Here is a 20,886-nt window from a genome sequence, read left to right on the forward strand (position 1 = left end):
GGCGTTTTTTCAGGTTAATCGCTTATGAAACTATCGATCAACCATTGATTACCCACTTTTTTCAGGTGAAACACTGTGGCAACAGTCATCTCTCCCTGGGTATTAGTTGCAATAATTGTAGTTGCTGCTGTTGAGGTTTTATCTTCCCTATAATTATACCGCTTTTTATTGTTTATATATTTAGCCTTTTGAGACGGAGTCATACCGTCTGAAAATTTCTTAATATTTTGTAATGCTTTAAGATTATCATCATTGGGAATGAGCAGCTTGTTCGCTTTTATAAGATCAAAATTATCAATAGCAGAAAGGAAGTCTTTTACTACATCTTTGGAACTTTTCTGAGCATCACAGCTTATTGTTAATAAGGTAATACAAAATAAAAATAAGTAGTTCATAGTATAGTGTTATTTGTCTGAATGAATTACTGCTTGTTATAAACCGGGCATTACTTCCTTATAAAGGATCTCCCCACAATTCAGGCCTATATAGGTATCTTCTTCATAATAAAAATTTCACACGGGTAATATGGGTGGCAGATGAATCTATAGTAAGAGGACTGTAGGCTTGATCATTCTTTTTGCCAGTATTGCTCCCGGTATAAAAAGGCTGGAATTTGGTAACGCATAAAATTGGCCAATAAGATAATGGTACAAATTTAGCAACAACAATTTATTATTCATAATTTTTATATATAAGGCAGAATATTCATTTAGCTTTGTCCGTTTCAACAGACGTATGGTGATGAAAAGCATTGTTTAAGTTTTCAAAAAAAGGCTATATGGATAAAGCTTTTCATGGCTACTTCTACATGATAAAGATGCCCTTCCAGCCATTGCAATGGGCCTTCTCTATATTTGTTGTACCTGGAGGATTTACTTATTTTTCTTTAAATTTCTGATCATACTTAATAATTGGTTCGAGAGCGTTCCGCGACTGGGGCACGATGAAAAAGGGTGTAACGCCAGAGGTAATACCTTCGGCGTTTTTGTTTTCATTGAGATTCGTTACTATTCTTGTTTTATAAATGAAATTCGGACAATAATGTTATTCTGGAGTTAGTTGTGCAACTTATAATATTTGAGATGTTAAATTGTAATTATTCAGCTTTTTTAACACCCCAAAAATTATCATGACACCTTATCAAAATTTGGGAAGGGATTCAGGTATCCCCTCATATGAAATTGGAAGCACTTCAATAACTGTCCAATTTAATACGGGGGCGACATACCCATATGATTATAATAATCCGGGTAGCTCTCATGTTGAACAAATGAAATCACTCGCGCGGGCTGGACGAGTCTTAAATAGCTACATAGGTAAAAATGTTAGATCCAACTATGCTGCTAAATTGAATTAACACTTATTGCGAACTCAATGCAGTATCAGTGGATGCGGAGTTGACAAATCATTTAATATAGGGTTCGTTTCCTCCCCTGTCCTGGCAAAATAAAAGGGAAGACCCGCTCTTAAAGCGAGTCTTCCCTTTTATACAAATTCAGCCCACAGCATAACTCATTAATTTTCAACACCATTATTATTCAATCATTAATTATCGCATAATAATTTACATCACCATATATTACTGCCAGAATTATCTAAAATTTCCGAAGTTTGCGTTTCATCAAAGCCTTAATACTGTGCATACAGCATTTGGTAATTTATTTCCGGAAATCGCTCAAAAGGAGACCAGGGGGATAACTATTGTAGATGAGAAAATCACTGGGCTTCCGCACGGAACTTATGCATTACTCGAACTGTATTGCACCGATCTGGATTGTGATTGTCGAAATGTATATATTAACGTAGTTAATCAGGCATTCGATAAACACTTAGCCACAATCAGCTATGGCTGGGAAAATCTTTCTTTTTACAAAGAATGGATGGGGGCGATGATGAAATGCTTATTGAATTGAAAGGACCAGCATTAACAACATTTGCCACTCAATCTCAATTTGCCCAAAAGTGGCTCAAAATTTTCAAAGACATTATCAATACTGATGTGGCATATGCCAGCCGTTTGCAACAACATTACCAGCTGCTGAAAACTTCGGTTAAAGACAAACAAGAGAGAAAATGATCTACCAATTTCATATTACATTAAAGAAAAGTGATCCATTAGTATGGAGAAGAATTGCCGTTCCTGCCGATTATAATTTATACCAATTACACATGGCAATTCAGGGTGCATTCGGCTGGGAAAACAGTCACCTGTTTCAGTTTTCCCAAACTGGCTATATGGATAAAATTTTTTATGGTTACCCGGGAGAGGATATTGATCCAGAGATCACAACTATTGATGCACGAAAAACAAAGGTAAGCCGTATATTCAAAAAAGAAGGTCAGTCCTATTGCTATATCTATGATTTTGGAGATAGCTGGGACCATCAGATCATCTTTGAAAAAAAGCTCGCAAAAGACTTAAATGCCCCGTATTGTCTGGATGGAAAAGGTGCATGTCCGCCAGAAGATGTTGGTGGTTTGCCTGGATATTATGAAATGGTGAAAATATTAAACAAAAAAAGTCATCCGGAAAAAGCCGAATATATTCAATGGCTTGGCCTCGTCGCAGGAGAAGAATGGAACGCAGAATTTTGCAGTATAAGAGAAACAAACAAAAGACTGTTGCTGCTAGCAAAATGATAATATTACAGGCTTTTATTCAAATTTAAAGACGGCAGAACATGCGTAGAGAATACAATGTAAGTTCTTTCGATTTAATGGACTTGTGATTTATAGATCGCTATATTGATAACATATTTGCGATTAATAAGTCTCCACCAGTGATGACGAAAATAGAACAATAATTTTTTTCAATATCCCTTTGGTTAATATCTTCCACCATAATTCGTAAATTTAACGCATAGGGCTGGCGATTTATCCACAAAAGGTTGTTTAAAACATAGAATAGCACTTAAAATGAATCAGTCTCTTTCTCCTGAAAAATATATTAAAACGCGTGCCAGGACCTTAAAAATAGATCGTTGTCTGGTAAATGGTGATTGGAATAGCAGCATGTTTGCTCATGTGATCATTATACGAAAGCATACAAATGGGAATTTCACCTTTGCTGGTTACCTGGTTGATTTGTTATGTCTTGGTGTTAAAGATACCTTCTATGGTTTTAACCACTATGAAGAGGAAATGGAGGAGCTGTTAGAGACCTATGGGCTGGAAAATGAAATGGTAGAAATTGAATACGCCCTGGCACATAACATCATATTTGCAGGAGAGGAACTTGCATCAGAATATCATATTCCACAGCACCGGGATTTCGTTAATATTACAAAGTATTTACTGGAAGAGGATGATGAAAAAGTTCCTTTGATAGAAATTCATACCGGGGATAAAGATGGATTGCCTCACTTAATTGTAACATCTTCAGATGCTAATCTGTCAGCTTTAGCCTGCCTAAAAAAATTTGCTGGTGAGGGGAATTATCATTACACCGTATTAGGAGAAGAAGGCTTGATTGAAGGGGGAGATTATTTCGGTGAGGACGATGAGGACGATGAAGATGAAGAATTGAATGATGATTTCCTGGATTGTCATTTATGGACAGAGGATGATTGGAGGTCATTTATTAGTGACCTCACCCAGGAAAATTATAGCCTGTTTTTGCAAGAGTTCTCTTATATCTTCTTAATGGCCATCACGAAACCTGGCCTGAAAGAAAGGGGGCTGGATATTACTCATGAACTATCCATAGCTGATAAGGGGGTAGATTGGAATGAGAACGGGGAGGAAAATGAATATATAAAGACGCCAGAGGAGGGAGTCGCTATTGAGAAGATATATAACCAGATTACAAAGAAAGGAGTATCTTCCAAAGAGATAAAAAAAGTTTTATCCACGATCCAGGATTGTATCAAAAAGTGGCCAAACAACCCTCTGTTTAGGAATTATCAGTACAATGCATATTTACTTTTGGACGATATTGATCGTGCTGAAGCTGAAATTTTTGAAACCTTGAGACTTTTCCCAGACTATTTAGTAGGCAAAACGATATATGCCGATTACCTCATTGCTTACGAACGAATAGATGAAGTGCCAGATGTATTTAAGTCAAAAAGATATCTTTTTGAGCTATATAGTGACCGTAGTTCATTTCACATTAATGAATTTATGCATTTTTATACGTCCTGGCTATTCTATTATACTTCAAAGGAAGACTATGTAATGGCTGATTTTTATGCCCGAATATTGGAAATGATGCCAGAAGATTTGTTGAGAGACAAGCAGCATAGTTTATTGGATATGATGGATATACAGCGGACTATGCTTGTGCTGAAATTGGTGAGTAAATCTAAGGAGAATACCGAGGAAATGGATAAATTGATCAGTATGTTGATAAATGATCAGGCAAGATAAAATAATCATAAATATTATTGTCTCCCAATATTGTAATTGATCTGCAATAAATGACTGCTGCAAATCTGTAACGGGTTGCTTCCGGCGCTCAAATATCCCTTCATTATTTCATCGGGATTAGATTGAGATAATTCCTTACACTTCCCCTTTTCCAATTCTGATTTTAAGTGGCCCTTTTTGTCATTCAAGGGTACAAAACAAACGCAGGCGAGTTGCTTGCGTTTGTTAGAACGAAGCGGAACGCTTCGACGAGATGAGACTTGCAGAAAACAAATAAAATAAGTAATAGTTACTCAGGCAACCAGCTTGCAGAAAATGGTATTACGTCAATGCGCATTGCATTCTGTTGAAGCGGTTCTTCTATCAAGTCCAGAATTTCATTGCGCAGGGTGTCTGCAAGGTCGCTTTCTTCATATTGTTTTTTTGCTTCTTCGCTTTCAAAAAATTCAAATGTCCATAGTGTATCCGGCTCATTTTCTGCGATGCAATGCACCCAGTGTCCACCCTTGTTAGCGATTCTCATTCCATCTGTCGCCAATCTACGAAGTTCATCACCTTTGCCCGCTTTTGCTACCATTTTAATCACGTAACCAGGTTGTGGCTTTTTGTTTTGCGTTGACATAAACTTGTGCTTTAAAATTTACCACGCAATATTATGGCTGGCAGAAGGTAGATAATAGTATAAATCGGTCGTCTTTATATTTGAATAATTCTTTGGGCACCACTCCGGAAAATTTTTTTACCTGTTTAATAAAATGATTTTGATCTGCAAAATCAAGTTCGGGGAAAAGCCTTCCTTTAGCAATATGTTCAAGCGACGCTCTAAATCGTAGAATATTACAGTACATTTTCAATGAAAGTCCAAACTGCTGATTAAAGTATCGATTGATTTGCCGGCTGCTCCAAAATACCATCCCGGAAAGTTCCTTTACGGTTATTTCACCCTTTGAACAATAAATTAAATCAAACAACTTTTGCTTTCTACTGTCAATTTCTTTAGGTAAAAGTGACTTAACTTTTTGAGTAGCCTTTTGGCAAAACGCATCAAAATCATTTAAATCTTCGGAATTAAACCCCCAAAAATCATTGGCTAAACATTTTTTATTATCCAATAAGTCGGCAAATGGGAAATTGAAAATGTATTCAGTTGCTGGCAGTTTGAACCCGATTGCGAAAATCAGGGTTCCAGCCACAATTTTTGCTGTGTGAGGCCGTGTGCCTATGCCCAGAACAGTAATAGTAAAAGGTTCTGAAGCAGATTTAGACAAAAACATATCAATTCGCCCGTCGGGTAATGCTATGGCTTCTTCTGTATTTTCTGAAAGGTTTTGAAACAACCAAAAATCAGATACAAAATCGGCAAGTGATATATCGGGTTTGATCGATTTGTATTTCAGGCTCATTATTGTTTAAAAATCGGTTTAAGTATTGTATGCCATCCTTGTCAGTTGGAAATTGACAGGATAGCTTTACCTACAAAAATAATACTTAACCGTTGGCCTTACCATCAAGTTTACAATAGTCCTCCTTCAATACCTTTCAATTCGCTAATTGACAGGTGTCTTCACCTCAAACCGTAAATCTCATTAAAAAATTCCCATATTTAGTTCGAAGTTTTTGTCAGTCAGGGACACTTGAAACGGCTAAAAATATTTGGCTTACAACAATTTATACTTTATATCAAAGTCAATTTTTGCCCTTCTTTTTCGGTTGCTCGAACCTCCATGCTTACTTTAGGGTTTGTCCAACCGACAAATCCCGGCGCCTAAAAATCCAGGTGAAAAGCTACCTGGATTTCTGGAAATAGAAGAATTTTTACAATTTATTGCGGTTCCTCTACTATGCAAGCACCATTTGCATTAGGATTTATCCATTATATGACGAAAGTCACGTTCTCAAATCTTTTTGGTTCTGCCATATTCTATTTTGGACTTTTTTTATTTGTTGCCCGATTCTTTCAGGGGTTAAAATAAAGACTTCCTTTTATGATATCATGTTGGAGGGTTTGCTATCTGCAGGCGCATTAATAAATGCTGTCTTACAATATGCACGCATCATCCACGAAAATCTTGTGAAAATCATAGGAGGCGTCTTACTTATCATACTGCTACAGGACATTGAAAAACCTGTTTGAAGGAAACATGCTAAAATCATAACAACAATTATAATGTCTAATTCTAACGAAAGTTCAACGCCAATTACTATTCAGACAGCTAATCCAGGACCTTTAGGGCTATGCGCATTTGGAATGACCACCATTTTACTCAATCTTCATAACGCAGGATTTTTTGAAATGAATGCCATGATCTTATCTATGGGCATCTTTTATGGCGGTATCGCACAGATCATAGCAGGCGTGATGGAAGCAAAGAAAAATAACACCTTCGGATTTACTGCTTTTACCTCATTTGGCTGTTTCTGGTTATCCCTGGTCTTTCTGCTGGTTTTTCCCAAAACTGGTATGGCAGCGCCGGTATCCTCCAATGGAATGATTGCTTACTTTTCAATTTGGGCATTATTTACTTTCATTTTGTTCATCGTCACTTTAAAGTTGAGCAAAAACTTACAAATAGTCTTTTCTACCCTTACTCTTCTTTTCATACTATTGATAGCGGCAGAAGCGACACAAAGCGCTACCATCAAATGCATCGCTGGAATAGAAGGTGTAATTTGTGGCCTTTTTGCCTGCTATAGCGGACTAAAGGAAGTATACCTGGAAATGTAAAAAGAATCAATACCTAATGAGACCGTTTTCAATGAAGGCAGACTGTCTCATTACTTAGGGGCCCTGTTATAAGAACCAATTGGTTCGAAAGCCTGGGGCTAAAAAGCATAATAACAATAACGCCGGAGATAATATCCCCGGCGTTATTGTTATTATGTCTTTTAGGAACTGCCTCCTTTTATTATTAAGGAATACGGTACACTACAGCGTTCATATTTACACCCGCGCCTACAGCCGTAAATACGATATTAGTTCCCGGGGTAAATTGCTGATTTTCAAACTTACCCTTCAATATCAAATCAAATAGTGTAGGAAGCGTTGCCACGGAGCTATTTCCCAGCCAGGAAATCGTCATCGGCATGAGATCAACCAGTGGCTTATGTTCTTCTCCTCCATAGATATTAAAAAGCTCCCTGAGGATGGCTTCATCCATTTTTTCGTTAGCCTGGTGAATAAGCACCTTATCAACATCTGAAATCGTAAGCGCTGCTTTATCCAAACAATCCTTAATCGTCGATGGAACTGTTTTCAACACATTTTCATACAATTTACGCCCGTTCATTTTTATAAATAGAGCATTACTATCAAAATCAGGATTGTAAGAAGCTCCCATCCTTAAAACGTACGCCAGACCATCTGTATATGATTTTGACACATGAGAAAGAATACCAACAGGATGAATGCTATGTTGTGCTTCCAGTATAACAGCACCCGCACCATCCGAAAAGATCATACTGTCCCTATCATGAGGATCGCACACCCGTGATAAAGTTTCTCCACCGATCACCATCACTCGTTTGGCATTCCCGGATTTTATAAAAAAATTAGCCTGAATAACCCCCTGAAGCCATCCTGCACAGCCCCATGTCAAATCATAAGCTACTGTGAGCGGGTTAATTATCCCCAGCTGATGCTTTACTCTGCATGCTAAGGTAGGCACAAAATCACTGTGACTGTTTGTTGCTTTGACGTCACCAAAATTATGAGCAACAATAATATAATCCAGGCTTTCCCCGTCAATGCCAGATGATTTTAACGCATCTGCTGCTGCGAGGCTCATGATATCAGAAGAAACCTGATCGTCGGAAACATATCGACGTTCCTGTATCCCGGTAATCTTGGCGAACTGCTGAATGATATCTTTATTCTTCTTCGACAACACTTTACCATCCTGGTCGTAAAAAACATGATTTAGAAAATCATCATTTGAAACCCGTAAAGTTGGTATATAACTTCCACTGCCAACGATTACCGCATTCATATTTGTATCCATAATATTTCTTAATATTAAGCGCCCGGATTGCTTGCTATCACATGACGGTTGATTTTACTATTGCTGTCTATGCAAAAGTAATACATTAAAATTTATCCCCTTGTATCTAATTGTTTTTGAATAGTATATTAGTTTCTACCGTTAGAATTGTTGAATTCGAACAACGCTTCATAAGCGTGTTTTCAAGGGAAATATCATATAACTTACTCATAATCATACTTTTGACCAATTCATTACGCCCAGCTCCCCTAGCCTCCTGCAAGCAGCTTTCCTGCATGGGGTTGCTCTGTTTACGGCTTCGCTAACCGGTAGCAGACCTTCGAACTTATAAGGGATATCCGTTCCACGGCTAGCATTCTTATCTTTTCCCAGGTACTGTTGGGTAAGGTTTTTCATTTTTCGGTTGTCAGTCGAGGGAAAGAACCAGATGTGTACCTATAACACCTTTCGATTTTATTATATTTCGGAGGAACCTCTACCGTCACGCGAAAAAATATAGTCAATCTATACTTTATGCACCAAATAAAATATAAAAGCCAGCGCATATGCGCTGGCTTATTCCCCGGTATTACATTCCTGTAATATACTGTAATTGAAGCATTAAGGCCCTCAATCTTAAGAGCGGTAATGGTTGTTGTGTTAAATTGGAGAATATTGTCAGGTCAAAATAAAATACACCACTATTAGTTCCCGGATTGTGCGTGCCAAACCAAAGATCAATACTCCCCGCCCAATCCGTGATCATCTCACTCAGTTTTTTATCATTTGTAGTTGCAGCGGGATTAACCTGGATACGCTGCAATGGTTGCATCATGACCGGCAAGCCCACATAACCCGTAGCCGCATTCGGTTGATACATATATTGACAACTCATCAAAATGCTGATCGTATCCTGTGAATTCTCTTCCAGAAGTGCATCAAAGAGATTTGTCAACTGCACAGCAAGCGACGCATAATTATGTTGCCCTGCAGGTGCATTGATCGTTGATATATCTATTGGTGTATCAATATCAATTGTTGGATGATAGGGATTTGAGAACTCAACTAAGCCAGTGGTGTATTTAAATGGATCGCTGCTTGGTTTACCGGGTACCAGCTCTGCATTCCGGCTAATAGATGCAGTAGTAGAAGCATCCTGTCGTGCAAGGATATTCATAGCCGGGATAACCACCGTTCTGTCCTGTATCACCTGTCCTTCTGAGGCAGATAACACCTTTCCATCTTTCGTATAATAATAACAGTAATCCCCAAAACATGCCCCTGTGTAGGTATGGCACTCATATCCCATGATATTGACAACTGGCTCGCCAATTCCTTCCGGTGGCAAACCATGCAATGATACAATCAGTGCCTGCACTTCGTTTATGGTGGCTATTCCTTCCTGTATGTAGAAAGAGTAAGGCAGTACCTCTATGCTACTAAGTAATTTGCTGTTAGCTGACATTACCAGCATATTGCTTTGAGCTGCATTCACCACATTTGCAAGTAGCGCCGTGTAAGATGTAAGTGCAGTTGACACTGTATCAAGCAATGGATCATCGGCAGCGGTACCTGCAGTTACCTGTGTAAGCTTTGATTCCAGTACGGCAAATACTGACGGTGATACCGTGATAAACTCAGCAAGTTGTGAAAAAGCATCTTCAATACCCCTGAACATTTTAAAGCTGTTATCTGCAACATTGAAGTTGATCGTGAATTCCAGCTGATCCTGCGGATAATGGATCTGCAATGCATATTCAATGTTATAGTTCCAGGTTAGTAGCTGGTTGATATCCGCCATGTCAGGGGGCACGCTACTCTCCCCTGTCTGGCTGACCATCGAAGGCGCGGTTGGAAATTCCCGCAGGATCATCGGTACCTGGATCTTACCTAAATCTGCCCTAAGAGGACTGTTGTTAGTTGATAAAGGTGTAACAAAACTCAGCCAGGTGGACGCCTCGTATCCTTCAATATTTGGCAGTGTACTAATCTGGTGTTCAATTGAACTACCTGCAAAACTCAGGTCCAGGTCTACATACGGTAATAACTCATTATCGCTGCCTCTAACAATCTGCGGAGATGAGATGAGGAACGGAATAGTTGCTGCGGTACTGGTTTGCAGTGGCAGTTTAGGCGATGTAAAGGTTATAGAATCGCTGTCATTTCCTTCATTGATCTCCGCCATTACCACTTTCGTAAGTGGTGGCAGTATCGTATTTCCTGTCATGTCTGTAAAGCCTTCGCTGATCGTCACTGTCGTACTGCCTGCAATAGCCTGCCCGTTTAGGTGAAGGGTCACCCTGCGATTATTGTTCGCATCAATTCCTGCAGTACCTACGATAAGTCCGTCGCTTATTGTAAAGTTGCTACTGGTGGACGCAGCTGATTCGTTAGGTGGGTTTGAAAATACGAGGTGTAAAATGGTATTATCTTCACTATCCACCATTACATCTGCAAATCTGAAATTACGGTTAATGCTGCCATAGAGGCGTGGTGTTATATCCGTCGTTTCATCTGCGCTTACCGCAGCATGAAACTGTATGGCTGCCTGAGTTGTGTAAGCATTCGTCAGTTTCACCAACAGCTGTTGCTTAAATGCTTCTTTTACTGCATCTGCATTTGGAGATTCCCCTTCGAATACCGGCACCATCCAGTCCTTTACTATATCGGCAAGCGTTTTTTTGCCAGATAACAGCTCTTCCAGGTAAGTGGTATTCTTTTTATTATCGACCAGCTGAATAGCAGCCGTAAATTCCGGTGACAATACATCGTCAATACTGCTGAAGAACAGGTAACCCCACTGGTCCATGTCTATGCCTGTAAAATCAGTGTATACAGAAGGTGTGTTAAAGTCTATCCCGGTTTTTTCAGAATAATAGTACAAAGGCACCTGTTTGCGGGATTCCAGTTTGTTCGAAATAGGACGTGGTGCAAACATGTCAGGATCCGCAGCGTCTGTAACATTATAAGCTATTGGTGTCAGTGACGCGTGATCCAATCCAAGTCGTACTGCCCAGGTTTCTTTGTTGTTGCCAGCATTTAACCGGTCTGTGCCAGTTGCTACACGCAAAATATATTTCCCCGGTTCCTGCAGTGCTGCCTCAAATCCGGCAGAGAAAGTATCCAGGCTATGAGTATCACCACCCTGGGTATCGGTTAGCGGAGAGACCTCTGTTACTGCCTGGAGGATGCCTCCGGTTGTTTCAAAATCGCCGGCAGCTGCATTCCTGCCCCGTTTTATATTAAAAGACAGGTCAAGCCGGAATATTTGCGTCGGGTTCAGGTTTGCCGGATCAATTGCAAATGTCAGGATGTGCGAAGCTGCTGGTGAAGCTACATCTGTAAGTCCCTGAGACCTGTTTTCGAGGAACAGATAGATGGAGGAAATCCAGTCCTGCACCAGGCTTGCTACCTGCGCTGCAGAGAGAGTATAACCTTCATTCAGCAAGGTCGTATCAACGGTATAGGCAATACCATTGGGGTCTGTAAGCTGGTACCACAACTGTGTATATACTGACAGATCTTTTTTTGCCTGTTCTATAACAGTGGAGGTTGTCTCGGCAGGTACTTCCGGATAACTGAACTGTGCTATACCAGTATATGTTTCCGTGTTATCTGCATTTTTGACATTGTTCACGCTTAACGTTACAAGCGTATTCTCAGGCACATTATCAACCCCTATTGTCACCGTTTGTTTGTCTGACCCAAGGGTGATTTTAAGGATGCTGATACCCTGATCCAGGCTATAATTAGCAGGGTCAATAGCAGATATTTCTTCAAGCGGTTCTGTGAACCATGCTGTAATTGTTGTAGCATTGGCAACCTTACCCCATAGAAGCCCCTGGTAATAACTGTCACCAAAAGAGAGGTTTACCTGTAAGAGAGGTGCCTTATTAATATCCGGCACTACTTCCCATGCTGCAGCTACAGATGGCCATTGATTTAATCCGATCAACGCATCTGTGTACCCGGTAAGTGTCGGTACCATATTCAACTGGCTATTGCCGGATGGCTGGGAAAGCGTCGTAATTAGCCTGTTACCATACAGGTCCTGCCATGCATAATCTATCTGCAACAAACCACCAAGGCCACGATAAGGGCTACCCGCCTGATCCGGCATTTTCCCTGCACTGAGTAAAATATTTTTAGCAAACTGGCTGTAAGGAATGGATTGAGAATAAGTCCAGGTATCACCTTCTGCCAGTTCTTTAGGATAACTCATCTTGTCATTGGTATCCTGGTCCTCCTTTTCTCCCGATGGAGTGGCCGGAAGTCCGAGATTGCTGGCAGTAAAATAATTGTTTTCAGCAACCTGGTAAGAAAGCAAATTATAAGTGTTAAGCAGGAACAACTCACCATAATTATTCGTAGATGGATCTGCCGGTATTTCGGCTGGTACAGGGCGCTCTGCTGTAACGCCAGCTACTCCCGGTGCGACAGATGATGTACGGATATTAGGGCCACCGCTAATTATTACCTGTTGATTGTCTGCAAAGAGGCCGGGTGTTTCCTGGTTTTTCCCTCCCAGTGCCGCCAGATCTTCGCTATAATAAGATGCTATGCTGCCAAGCGTATTACCACCATTACCGGTTCCTACTGTGACTGTAATTGCAGGCAGGTACAACGCAGTATAGAGTGGTAAAGGATCTGGCCAGGTAGTTTGTAAAGGATTGGCTGCTTTGATGGCAGCGGCACTGGTACCGAAATAGGAAGCTATTGCATCCAGGCTTCCGCCAGGTGTACTACCCTGTGGTCTTACCTCATAAACACCTTCATCTACAATAATTGTTTTTCCGGCCCTCAATACGAGTTTCTGATTATCGGTTACTACGTCGGCAACATTACCATAATACTTGTATGCCAGATCAGATAATGTCTGCGTATTGTTGGTAGAAACGCTGATCGCTAATGGATCGGCCTCTGCAAACAATACTGCATGTGTAGTGTCGATTGCTTCTCCGGTAGCCAGCACATTCATATAGTTGGTAACGTTATTTTGTAACATCTCATCAACCGGTGCTGCGTATAATACCAGCAGGGAAATCGTTGCTTCATTTTTATCATTGAAGATCCTGTCCGGCAAACCACTCTTCGTACCTGCATCGTAATAATACAAGTAATAGCCACCGCCCCTTGTAATACCAGCTTGCCATAATAAACGAATAAAATCAGTCGGTTCATTCAGTAACACCATTTCTTCCTGTTGCGCACCCAAAGCCAGGAAAGATCTTTCCATGCCTGTGTCAGGACGTGTTTCGGTAGAAAGATTTACCTGGGCAATGCCCATCGTCAGACTATTTAATGCATCTGTCTGTATGCCTTCGGTAGTTGTGCCATTTGAGTTCACACCGTATGCCAGTGTCAATGTAGAGATCAGCGACTGATTATTGCCGATACCGCTTACCATTTTCTCAAGCAATTCTACATTGCTGCCGTCGGCACCCATGATCTCATAAGTGGTGGATGTATTCGGGCTGTCAGTGACAACTGGCACTTTTTTAACGGTAAAGGATACCAGCGACCCATACCCATAATATTTTACGGGGGTATTCACCATCGTACGACTTGCTTCATCATAACGGCCTATCAGCATTTTCATTCTTGGATTCACAGCGCGGGTTACAGGATCAGGCAGTTGCAACAAGGTGTCTGGCAGCTGCCAGAGACTGAGCGCAGGTACCCCTCCCGCATCTCCACCATAAGGCATTGTGAAGGTCGATGCACTACCCCAGTTGATCACTGATGTGAAAGGATAGGTCGCCTCCCTGGTGATGAAGGCATCCTGCGCTCCCAGGAGCGAAAGACTGATATCAAGTACGTTCTTTGTTGCATATTCTTTTACCGCCCTGATCTGCCGATCCTCAAATGAACCAGGTATTAGTGACCATACCAGCTCATTCGGATTACTGCCGGCAAACGAAAGCCAGCTAAGCATAGATGTGCGGGATAAAGTGATATTGAAATGATCGGTGGAAAGTTCGGGCAACTGGAACTGCTGTCCGGTTAATGCATACAAACCAGCAAATGAAGGTAGCGACAAAGTACCACCATTGTCTGTCACCCACATACCCTTATATGCCGGGGTAATGCCATCCGTAGGAAGGCGGAGCCCAGCCATATAATACCTGGATGTCATGCCTGATAAATGCTGCAAACCATTGGTAGCCTGGATCTCATTAATCAGCTCCCCTACCTGGAATTGCTGCAGGTTGGCGATGTTCACATACCCTCCGGCCTTATCAAAGAGGTCTGCTACATTTGCATTTTCAGCAGGCGCCGCCAGTTGTTCCTGTGTAATATTGTACCTGGCAGCAACCGTATTCAAAGTATCTCCGCTTGCAACGGTGCTATTGAATGAAGGAATTGTAAAAGTAGCAACAGGTAACAACAGACCTGCGAGACTGGTAATGTTACCATTATTTATCAGTTCTGCAACAGGTACACCAATAGCCTGTGCCACATCATTCAGCGATTGACCTGCCAGGGTTTTATAAGGATCTTTACCTGGATAACTGATCGTAACACCTGCTGATAAAGTATTGGCAGTGTCCTGGTTGGCAGCTGCCAGATCTTTGCCGGTAAATCCATTGTAGAAAATAGATTGGCCTGCAATGTTATCAAATGTATCTGATGCCAGGGCCACATAAGTACCACCGGTGATCCGCAATTTTTTCCCTGCGGTCAGGGTAGCTGAAACATTGTCTGTAAAGAGATCTTCAACGGAATAAATATTTGTGCCAGCTTTATCATTGACCCGGTTGACAATGTCATTTACCGTTTGATTATCCTGCAGGTAATATTTGTAATCTTTCAGTGATTCTCTGGCTGATTGTAACATTTGCCTGCATATAAGCAGGAAATAATCGCTATAGATAAAATTAGCCATAGATTGACCATTATTGTCATCCAGCGCGAGTTTGGTCCGGTAAGCAGACTGCTCATCTTTTTCTACCTGTACAGCCAGTTGGTTAAAATATGTTCTCAGGTAGGTCGTATAGGCTTCAGAGGTACTATTGTAATCTTCAAAGCTATAGGAAACACCATCATAACCGGTACCATATTTAGGCAGGGAAAGGATCATGCCAGGAGGAACGGGGAAATAGGTGGCATCCACTTCTCCGGATGTAGGTGCGTTCGCGGTCACAGTAAACTGGTTATTCAAAAACGTGCTGACATCGTCCGCGGTAATCGGAGTCGGATTTGAAGTATCGCTTAAGAAGTCAAGTAATGCTGCCAGTTGCAAATCAGTAACAATGAGTTTATCTACTTCTTCGCCTGTCAGCGGGCCAGGCTGCATAGCAGCAATAGCCCAACGTAGTACCTGTTTGGCCAGCAGTTCGAAAGAGGTATCAGCACCTGCACCATATGCCTTTTGTACGCCGTTGGCTTTATCATCCTGCGGTGGTGGAACAGATTCAATAAAGAGCATAGCGATATAGCACGCCAGTTGTTGATCCACATTTGAGGCATTGTCACCTGCCATAGTAAGGCCAAATCCGATATAGGCAGTCAGCGGTACGGGGGAGCCTGTCTTTTGCAGGTTAGACCATACAGGCTTCGTATCGGCAGAAGCAGCCATCAGTTCCTGCTGGTCATAATAAAATCTTCTCCTCCTCCTTTGCAGAACAGGGGCACCAGCAGCAAACAACCGGGCCTGTTCAGTAGTAGTCCATGGCGGAGTACCTCCAATAGCCTTGATCGTGATACCTTGCTGTATCCTGGCAGAGAAGCTGAAGCTGATCTTTATCTTGAAGATTCCAAGATTAATGGTGACGCGCAATGATACGCTTACACTGGCAACAATAGACAGTTCTATAGGCTCATAGGGAGCAAAGGTGATCTGTACCAGTAACCTGATATCTATATTCAGTTCTGCTTTTACAATAGCAAAATCTACAGAGCCGTAAAGCTTACCAATAATACCAACCGTTCCCCTGAACCAGAAGTAATAAGACGTTTCCAGCTGGGTATTGTTACCACTGCCATCGGTGATCTGGTAAGGATTCCATTTTGCCAGGATCCCTTCCAGGATAGCTACTGCAGTAAGACTAAAACCGGCCTTGAGGATACCTGCATCAAAAGAATAACCGAATCCGAATTGTATACCAAAACCAAATACCAATACCGGGTTGAAAGTACCATTGGTAGCAGCGGGTACCCTGTTGGTAGTGGCGCTGGACAATTTACCGAAATAAACGCCGGCAGACCCCATTACAGGAATGGGAATGCCAATAGGTGTCCAGATGAGTGTCTGGAAAGTAAAAGAGCGGGAAAAGTCTTCTTTCCAGGGGAACCCGATGTCAACCTGGAAATCCCCATTGGTAAATACTGCGATTCCGAATACAGGAAGTGTAATATTAAACTGCCCCATATTGATTTTCCGCATCACATCAGGCAATACGATTTCGGCCTGGTATACGCCGATGGTATCACTGATTTTTTTATACATGATCTGGAAGTCCAGGCCCTTAAATATTTTAGCGGGCTCCCCTGCCAGGGCAATACGCAGGGCATACAGGTACGGATCATTGAAAATGATCTGCATGTTGATAAAATACTCTGCAGCAGCGGCAGTGGAAGCTGCCAATGCGATGGCATTTGATTTATCGCCGCCTAGCTGCAACAGGCCAAAGTCCATCCCGGTGAGCCAGGAACTGTTGGCATCAAAATGAATAGCTGGTATTTCTCCTGGTTTAGTATCAGGCAAGGAGGACATGCAGGCGATCGCAGCCTGTACATTGTCGGCAGTTTTAAAGCAATCCAGCGTTACATGTTGACCCATTGCCAGCATCCGGAGGTCCAGGTACTTGTTGCCCTGTCCGGGAGGTGCAGGCGTCGTTTCCGGTTTGGCAGCATTCCATGATGGAATATCTCCCCATGCAGAAGACGCATCGAGGGTAACAATCACCCCATTATTATCAGGGTTCGGATCATTACTATTATAGGAAACTTTGATACCATTTATCGTAACAAAGCCCAGGTTAATTGGTCCGATTCCTACATTGAAGCTTACCTTTTCAGCTGTAAAATCATATTCCAGTGACAGGTTATTCAAGGGGATACTATTCAGCACATTCCAGGGTGCAGCCAGCCCAAAACTGGTACCGGTGGCCCAGGATACCATCAGTTCTACCAGGCTTCCTATTGTAGTGGTTTCATTGAAACGGAGCGTAGCAACCTGGTGTACTTTTCCATCCACTGTCTTTTCTTCCACCTCTCCGGTCAGAATGCCCCAGGTAATACCATACGCCTGGTAGTCAGGATTAAAATTGTAGAATGCAGTAATATTGATGTTATTCCAGCTGATATTTGCGGAAATGGCACCATAATAGCCGGCGGTTTTTGCCGGTTCTTTTTTCCCATACCCGATCTGTGCAGTGCCCGCAATGGTTATCCCGATGAAGGGAATCGTCCAGGGCTCAGCAGTGCTGGCACCAAATTGCCAGTAAGCGGTAACTGTGTTAATATTAAATGAAAGTCCTTTAATACCATAATTAAACCCATCCGGCGGTGTCCAGGAGGGAGCAATGTAATAAGCAAGCATGTCACCTATCTTCACTACCCCGGAAGTTTGTTTACTGGCAAATGTCCAACCTAAACCGGTGGCATACATTCCGCTAAGTTCCATAACAATCTTCGCCGAATCTGGTAACACCGTAATCTGCCCTCCTAAAAATACCGTGTTGGTGGAGTTATTACTATTGACATTAAAAGAAAGGTTGTCAATACTAAAAATATTGGCTATCACAAGTGGTTTATCCGGCTCCAGTACGGCACCTATTTCGTAATACTTCTGGGCAGGCGTATAATTGTAGTTAAAAGCAGTAACGGAAGTGGCCAGGTCCAGCTCCCCACCAAATAGTGCCAATAGGTCACTGAGTTCAATAACACCGTCTGTAAGGCCTCCATACAATGAAAAATCAGGATACCCTCCTACCATGGTAATCGTACCTTTACCAATCGTAAATTTGCCGCTTACAAGGAAGTTAGTAGTGCGGTTGTAAACGTCTGCCACATTATAGATGCTAACATCCACAGTCGGCGCAATCGTGAACAGTGGATTTTGGGAAATGGTCCATGGGCTGTTCGTCGTCATCTGAAATGCCATATAATCAAAGCTGAAAGCAGCCGAATTGTACATTAACTGCACCTCCTTGAGCCCGAAACCAGCCAGCTGGCTGAGTGGAGCTGGTAGTGCCTGTACAAGATTAATGCCCCCTGCAGCCTGGAAAATGGTCGCAATACCCGGATAATTATCCGCAAATGATGCTGTAAGTAGCCAGCTACTGTCACCCACCGGGTATTCGATCAGCAGTGTAACACTGGTATCATAACTGTTTATAGTACCAAGTATTCCACCCTGCACAGGGAAACCACCTTCATTTACTTTCATGGTAAAGCCGGGCTTACTAAAAAGTATCCACGGGATATTTTCTATGGTCCATACCTGGTCTGCATTAGCAGTAACCTGTGTGATCACAGGTCCTGATTCGGCTGTATAAACCAGTTCTATGGCCATTTTTATATTGAGGAAGGATATGGTAGTAGCTCCGGAAACAGTCACTTTGGTAATTTTTCCGTCTCCGTCTTTTTCAGCGACAATATTTTCTTCCGGTACGGAAATATTGAACATATTGCCTGTTACCTTTGCAAAAAAATCGCTGAAGTAAGTGCTGGGGAGTGCGCTCAGCAGGTTGATGGTTCCGTCGGACCATCCTGCAAGAAGCTGGTTATACACATCCTCCAGTGTAAGTGGCTTTGCCACTTCAAGGATCTCAGCATCATCATTCCCTGATATATAGATACGCTCTTTAATTAGTTCACGCCTGAGTTGTAATGCAAGGGAACCGGAAGCATCGGCAGCAATACCTTGCCGCTCAGCATACAGGCTACTGTCGCTTTCTACCAGTATGAGTGAGTCTACCCCCACAAGCCCCATCATCAGTTTATCATGAATATCCTTTTGATAATAGTCGCCCAGGATAGCAAAATATTTATAGAGGTCAGTAGATGGGGTGATTGATGCCAGCGTAGTATTAGTAATGACATCCAGGGTTCTTGTATAATTGCCGGCAGCACTTGCCGCTTTTTTCTTAAGGAATGAATGAAACTTAAGATCCCTTAAAGCGGCTACCCATTCCTGACATTGCTGCGTTATGCCAGAAAAATTACTTGCGGCGAGTGTGGATGGATAATTAATGGAAGCATTTGTTCCGGCTTTAGGAACCTGCATAAATGGTTTTCCTAAACTGATCAGCATACTGGAAGTTCCCTGACCTTCGAATATGCCGGGCAGGTTTGAATTGCCGTAGAAATAATTATAAACATCCTGGGGAACAGAACCAATAGAAATAACAAAAATCTGTTTAGAAGAGGCGGCGGCTAAAGCATCAGTTATCTGAGTGGAGATATCGATATAGGCCCCATCGACATAACTTTTGAATAGTTGCAGTTTGTAGTGATTATCTATCGATAATTTAAGGTATTGGGAAAGTTCATTAATGACTGCGTTAAGGTTAGCAGGACTATAAGTGGAGGTCACATCATCATCAATATAAGTGGCCGAAATTGCGTTTTTTAGATTCGTTAAAGCATAAATACTGTTGTTAATATCAGTACGAAGAGCGTCCAGGTATTGAAAAATGTCAGAATCGGGTCTTGCAGGGTCACTGAAATGAAGAATGACCAGTGGTTGCTGTCGTTCTTTTATGATATTGAATGCGGACAGGACGAGGTTAAGACTCATTTCTCCTGCATTTGTGTTAAACTGGTGAAGTCCATAAACCGGCCATAGGCTTAGGGCAGGAGCAGCTGCTACATAGGCATTATAAACAGCCTGGACATTTTTTGTACGGGTAGATAAAGCGGGTTGGAACGCTTGCAGGATATACCAGTTCCAGATGTCAGGAGATACATTGGCTACGGATGATGCTGTGAATTTATAAACGAGGTTATTGAATTGCAGGGATTCCCTGGACAGGTTAAAAAAGTCAACCTTCTTCGTTTTTTGCACCCCACTGGTAACCCCCATGGTAATGATCTCCCAGAGGTAGGGTTCAAGTCTCAGGAAATATTTAACTGCCAGCAATTCTGCAAAATTAGTGGTCATACTATCCGCTCCACCTGTAAAACCAAACTTCATTTCGGGGGCCTTGATAGCGCCGGTAAACGGTTTGAATGAGATGTTTTCACAAGTACCGTAGACAATCTTGGTTGTATCAATTTCCAGCGGATTCAGGCCAGGTAATAAGATCGCCAGTTTTTGAGCAGTCAGGTCACCACCTGCGTAATAGACAACAATTTCTCCGGTATAAAGGGTAACATTAATAATGCGCTTCATGATGTTAATAGTAGTGGCCTGATGTCCAAAGTTGGGAGTACCATCTACATAGAAGCGTAGTTGCTTCTCTTTCCGAATGAGATCAATCATTTCTGCGATTGAAATACCTGTATATCTGTCGCGTATTTCTGTAGCCTGGGTAAAGAGAGCCACTAAATCCTGAAATAAGCTCATGGTATAAGTTATTAGTTGATTGAATTT

9 protein-coding genes are annotated in these 20,886 nt (G+C 41.8%); 4 read left to right on the plus strand and 5 right to left on the minus strand.

The window, feature by feature from the left end:
- Nucleotides 1–14: 14 nt before the first annotated feature.
- Nucleotides 15–395 carry a hypothetical protein gene (locus U0033_RS06300; RefSeq protein ID WP_072363340.1) on the minus strand — a complete coding sequence of 127 codons (381 nt, stop codon included), beginning with the start codon at nucleotides 393–395 and terminating at the stop codon, nucleotides 15–17.
- Nucleotides 396–1,876: 1,481 nt separating this feature from the next.
- On the opposite strand from U0033_RS06300, the gene U0033_RS06305 reads away from it, so the two are divergent.
- From U0033_RS06305 to U0033_RS06315, 3 genes are all read left to right on the plus strand, one after another.
- Complete coding sequence (locus U0033_RS06305; RefSeq protein WP_072363343.1) at nucleotides 1,877–2,077, plus strand: hypothetical protein; 201 nt, start codon at nucleotides 1,877–1,879, stop codon at nucleotides 2,075–2,077.
- Nucleotides 2,074–2,640 carry a plasmid pRiA4b ORF-3 family protein gene (locus U0033_RS06310; RefSeq protein WP_072363344.1) on the plus strand — a complete coding sequence of 189 codons (567 nt, stop codon included), beginning with the start codon at nucleotides 2,074–2,076 and terminating at the stop codon, nucleotides 2,638–2,640. Before U0033_RS06305 ends, U0033_RS06310 begins: the two co-directional genes overlap by 4 nt.
- A gap of 276 nt (nucleotides 2,641–2,916) precedes the next feature.
- Nucleotides 2,917–4,368, plus strand: a complete 1,452-nt coding sequence (locus U0033_RS06315) for a hypothetical protein (protein WP_072363345.1) — start codon at nucleotides 2,917–2,919, stop codon at nucleotides 4,366–4,368.
- Nucleotides 4,369–4,657: 289 nt separating this feature from the next.
- Here the strand turns inward: U0033_RS06315 and U0033_RS06320 are convergent, their stop codons facing one another.
- Nucleotides 4,658–4,990, minus strand: coding sequence for a putative quinol monooxygenase (locus tag U0033_RS06320; protein ID WP_072363346.1), 333 nt, complete (start codon nucleotides 4,988–4,990; stop codon nucleotides 4,658–4,660).
- 31 nt (nucleotides 4,991–5,021) lie between these two features.
- A complete protein-coding gene (locus U0033_RS06325; RefSeq protein WP_072363347.1) occupies nucleotides 5,022–5,771 on the minus strand; it encodes a helix-turn-helix domain-containing protein in 750 nt (249 codons plus the stop codon).
- A gap of 764 nt (nucleotides 5,772–6,535) precedes the next feature.
- On the opposite strand from U0033_RS06325, the gene U0033_RS06330 reads away from it, so the two are divergent.
- Entirely contained in the window at nucleotides 6,536–7,093 is a 558-nt protein-coding gene (locus U0033_RS06330; protein ID WP_143150813.1) for an acetate uptake transporter, read from the plus strand.
- A 184-nt stretch (nucleotides 7,094–7,277) separates the two neighbouring features.
- On the opposite strand, the gene U0033_RS06335 is transcribed toward U0033_RS06330, so the two are convergent.
- A complete protein-coding gene (locus tag U0033_RS06335) occupies nucleotides 7,278–8,366 on the minus strand; it encodes a 3-oxoacyl-ACP synthase III family protein (RefSeq protein WP_072363349.1) in 1,089 nt (362 codons plus the stop codon).
- A gap of 568 nt (nucleotides 8,367–8,934) precedes the next feature.
- Complete coding sequence (locus U0033_RS06340) at nucleotides 8,935–20,859, minus strand: LysM peptidoglycan-binding domain-containing protein (RefSeq protein WP_083571678.1); 11,925 nt, start codon at nucleotides 20,857–20,859, stop codon at nucleotides 8,935–8,937.
- Nucleotides 20,860–20,886 lie beyond the last annotated feature (27 nt).

Source organism: Chitinophaga sancti, from assembly GCF_034424315.1.
In the GTDB taxonomy this organism is placed as follows: domain Bacteria; phylum Bacteroidota; class Bacteroidia; order Chitinophagales; family Chitinophagaceae; genus Chitinophaga; species Chitinophaga sancti.

Excerpts from the sequence above, each read along its gene's own strand:
- U0033_RS06300 (WP_072363340.1), bottom strand. The coding sequence starts at position 395 with ATGAACTACTTATTTTTATTTTGTATTACCTTATTAACAATAAGCTGT.
- U0033_RS06305 (WP_072363343.1), top strand. The coding sequence starts at position 1,877 with ATGGATGGGGGCGATGATGAAATGCTTATTGAATTGAAAGGACCAGCA.
- U0033_RS06310 (WP_072363344.1), top strand. The coding sequence starts at position 2,074 with ATGATCTACCAATTTCATATTACATTAAAGAAAAGTGATCCATTAGTA.
- U0033_RS06315 (WP_072363345.1), top strand. The coding sequence starts at position 2,917 with ATGAATCAGTCTCTTTCTCCTGAAAAATATATTAAAACGCGTGCCAGG.
- U0033_RS06320 (WP_072363346.1), bottom strand. The coding sequence starts at position 4,990 with ATGTCAACGCAAAACAAAAAGCCACAACCTGGTTACGTGATTAAAATG.
- U0033_RS06325 (WP_072363347.1), bottom strand. The coding sequence starts at position 5,771 with ATGAGCCTGAAATACAAATCGATCAAACCCGATATATCACTTGCCGAT.
- U0033_RS06330 (WP_143150813.1), top strand. The coding sequence starts at position 6,536 with ATGTCTAATTCTAACGAAAGTTCAACGCCAATTACTATTCAGACAGCT.
- U0033_RS06335 (WP_072363349.1), bottom strand. The coding sequence starts at position 8,366 with ATGGATACAAATATGAATGCGGTAATCGTTGGCAGTGGAAGTTATATA.
- U0033_RS06340 (WP_083571678.1), bottom strand. The coding sequence starts at position 20,859 with ATGAGCTTATTTCAGGATTTAGTGGCTCTCTTTACCCAGGCTACAGAA.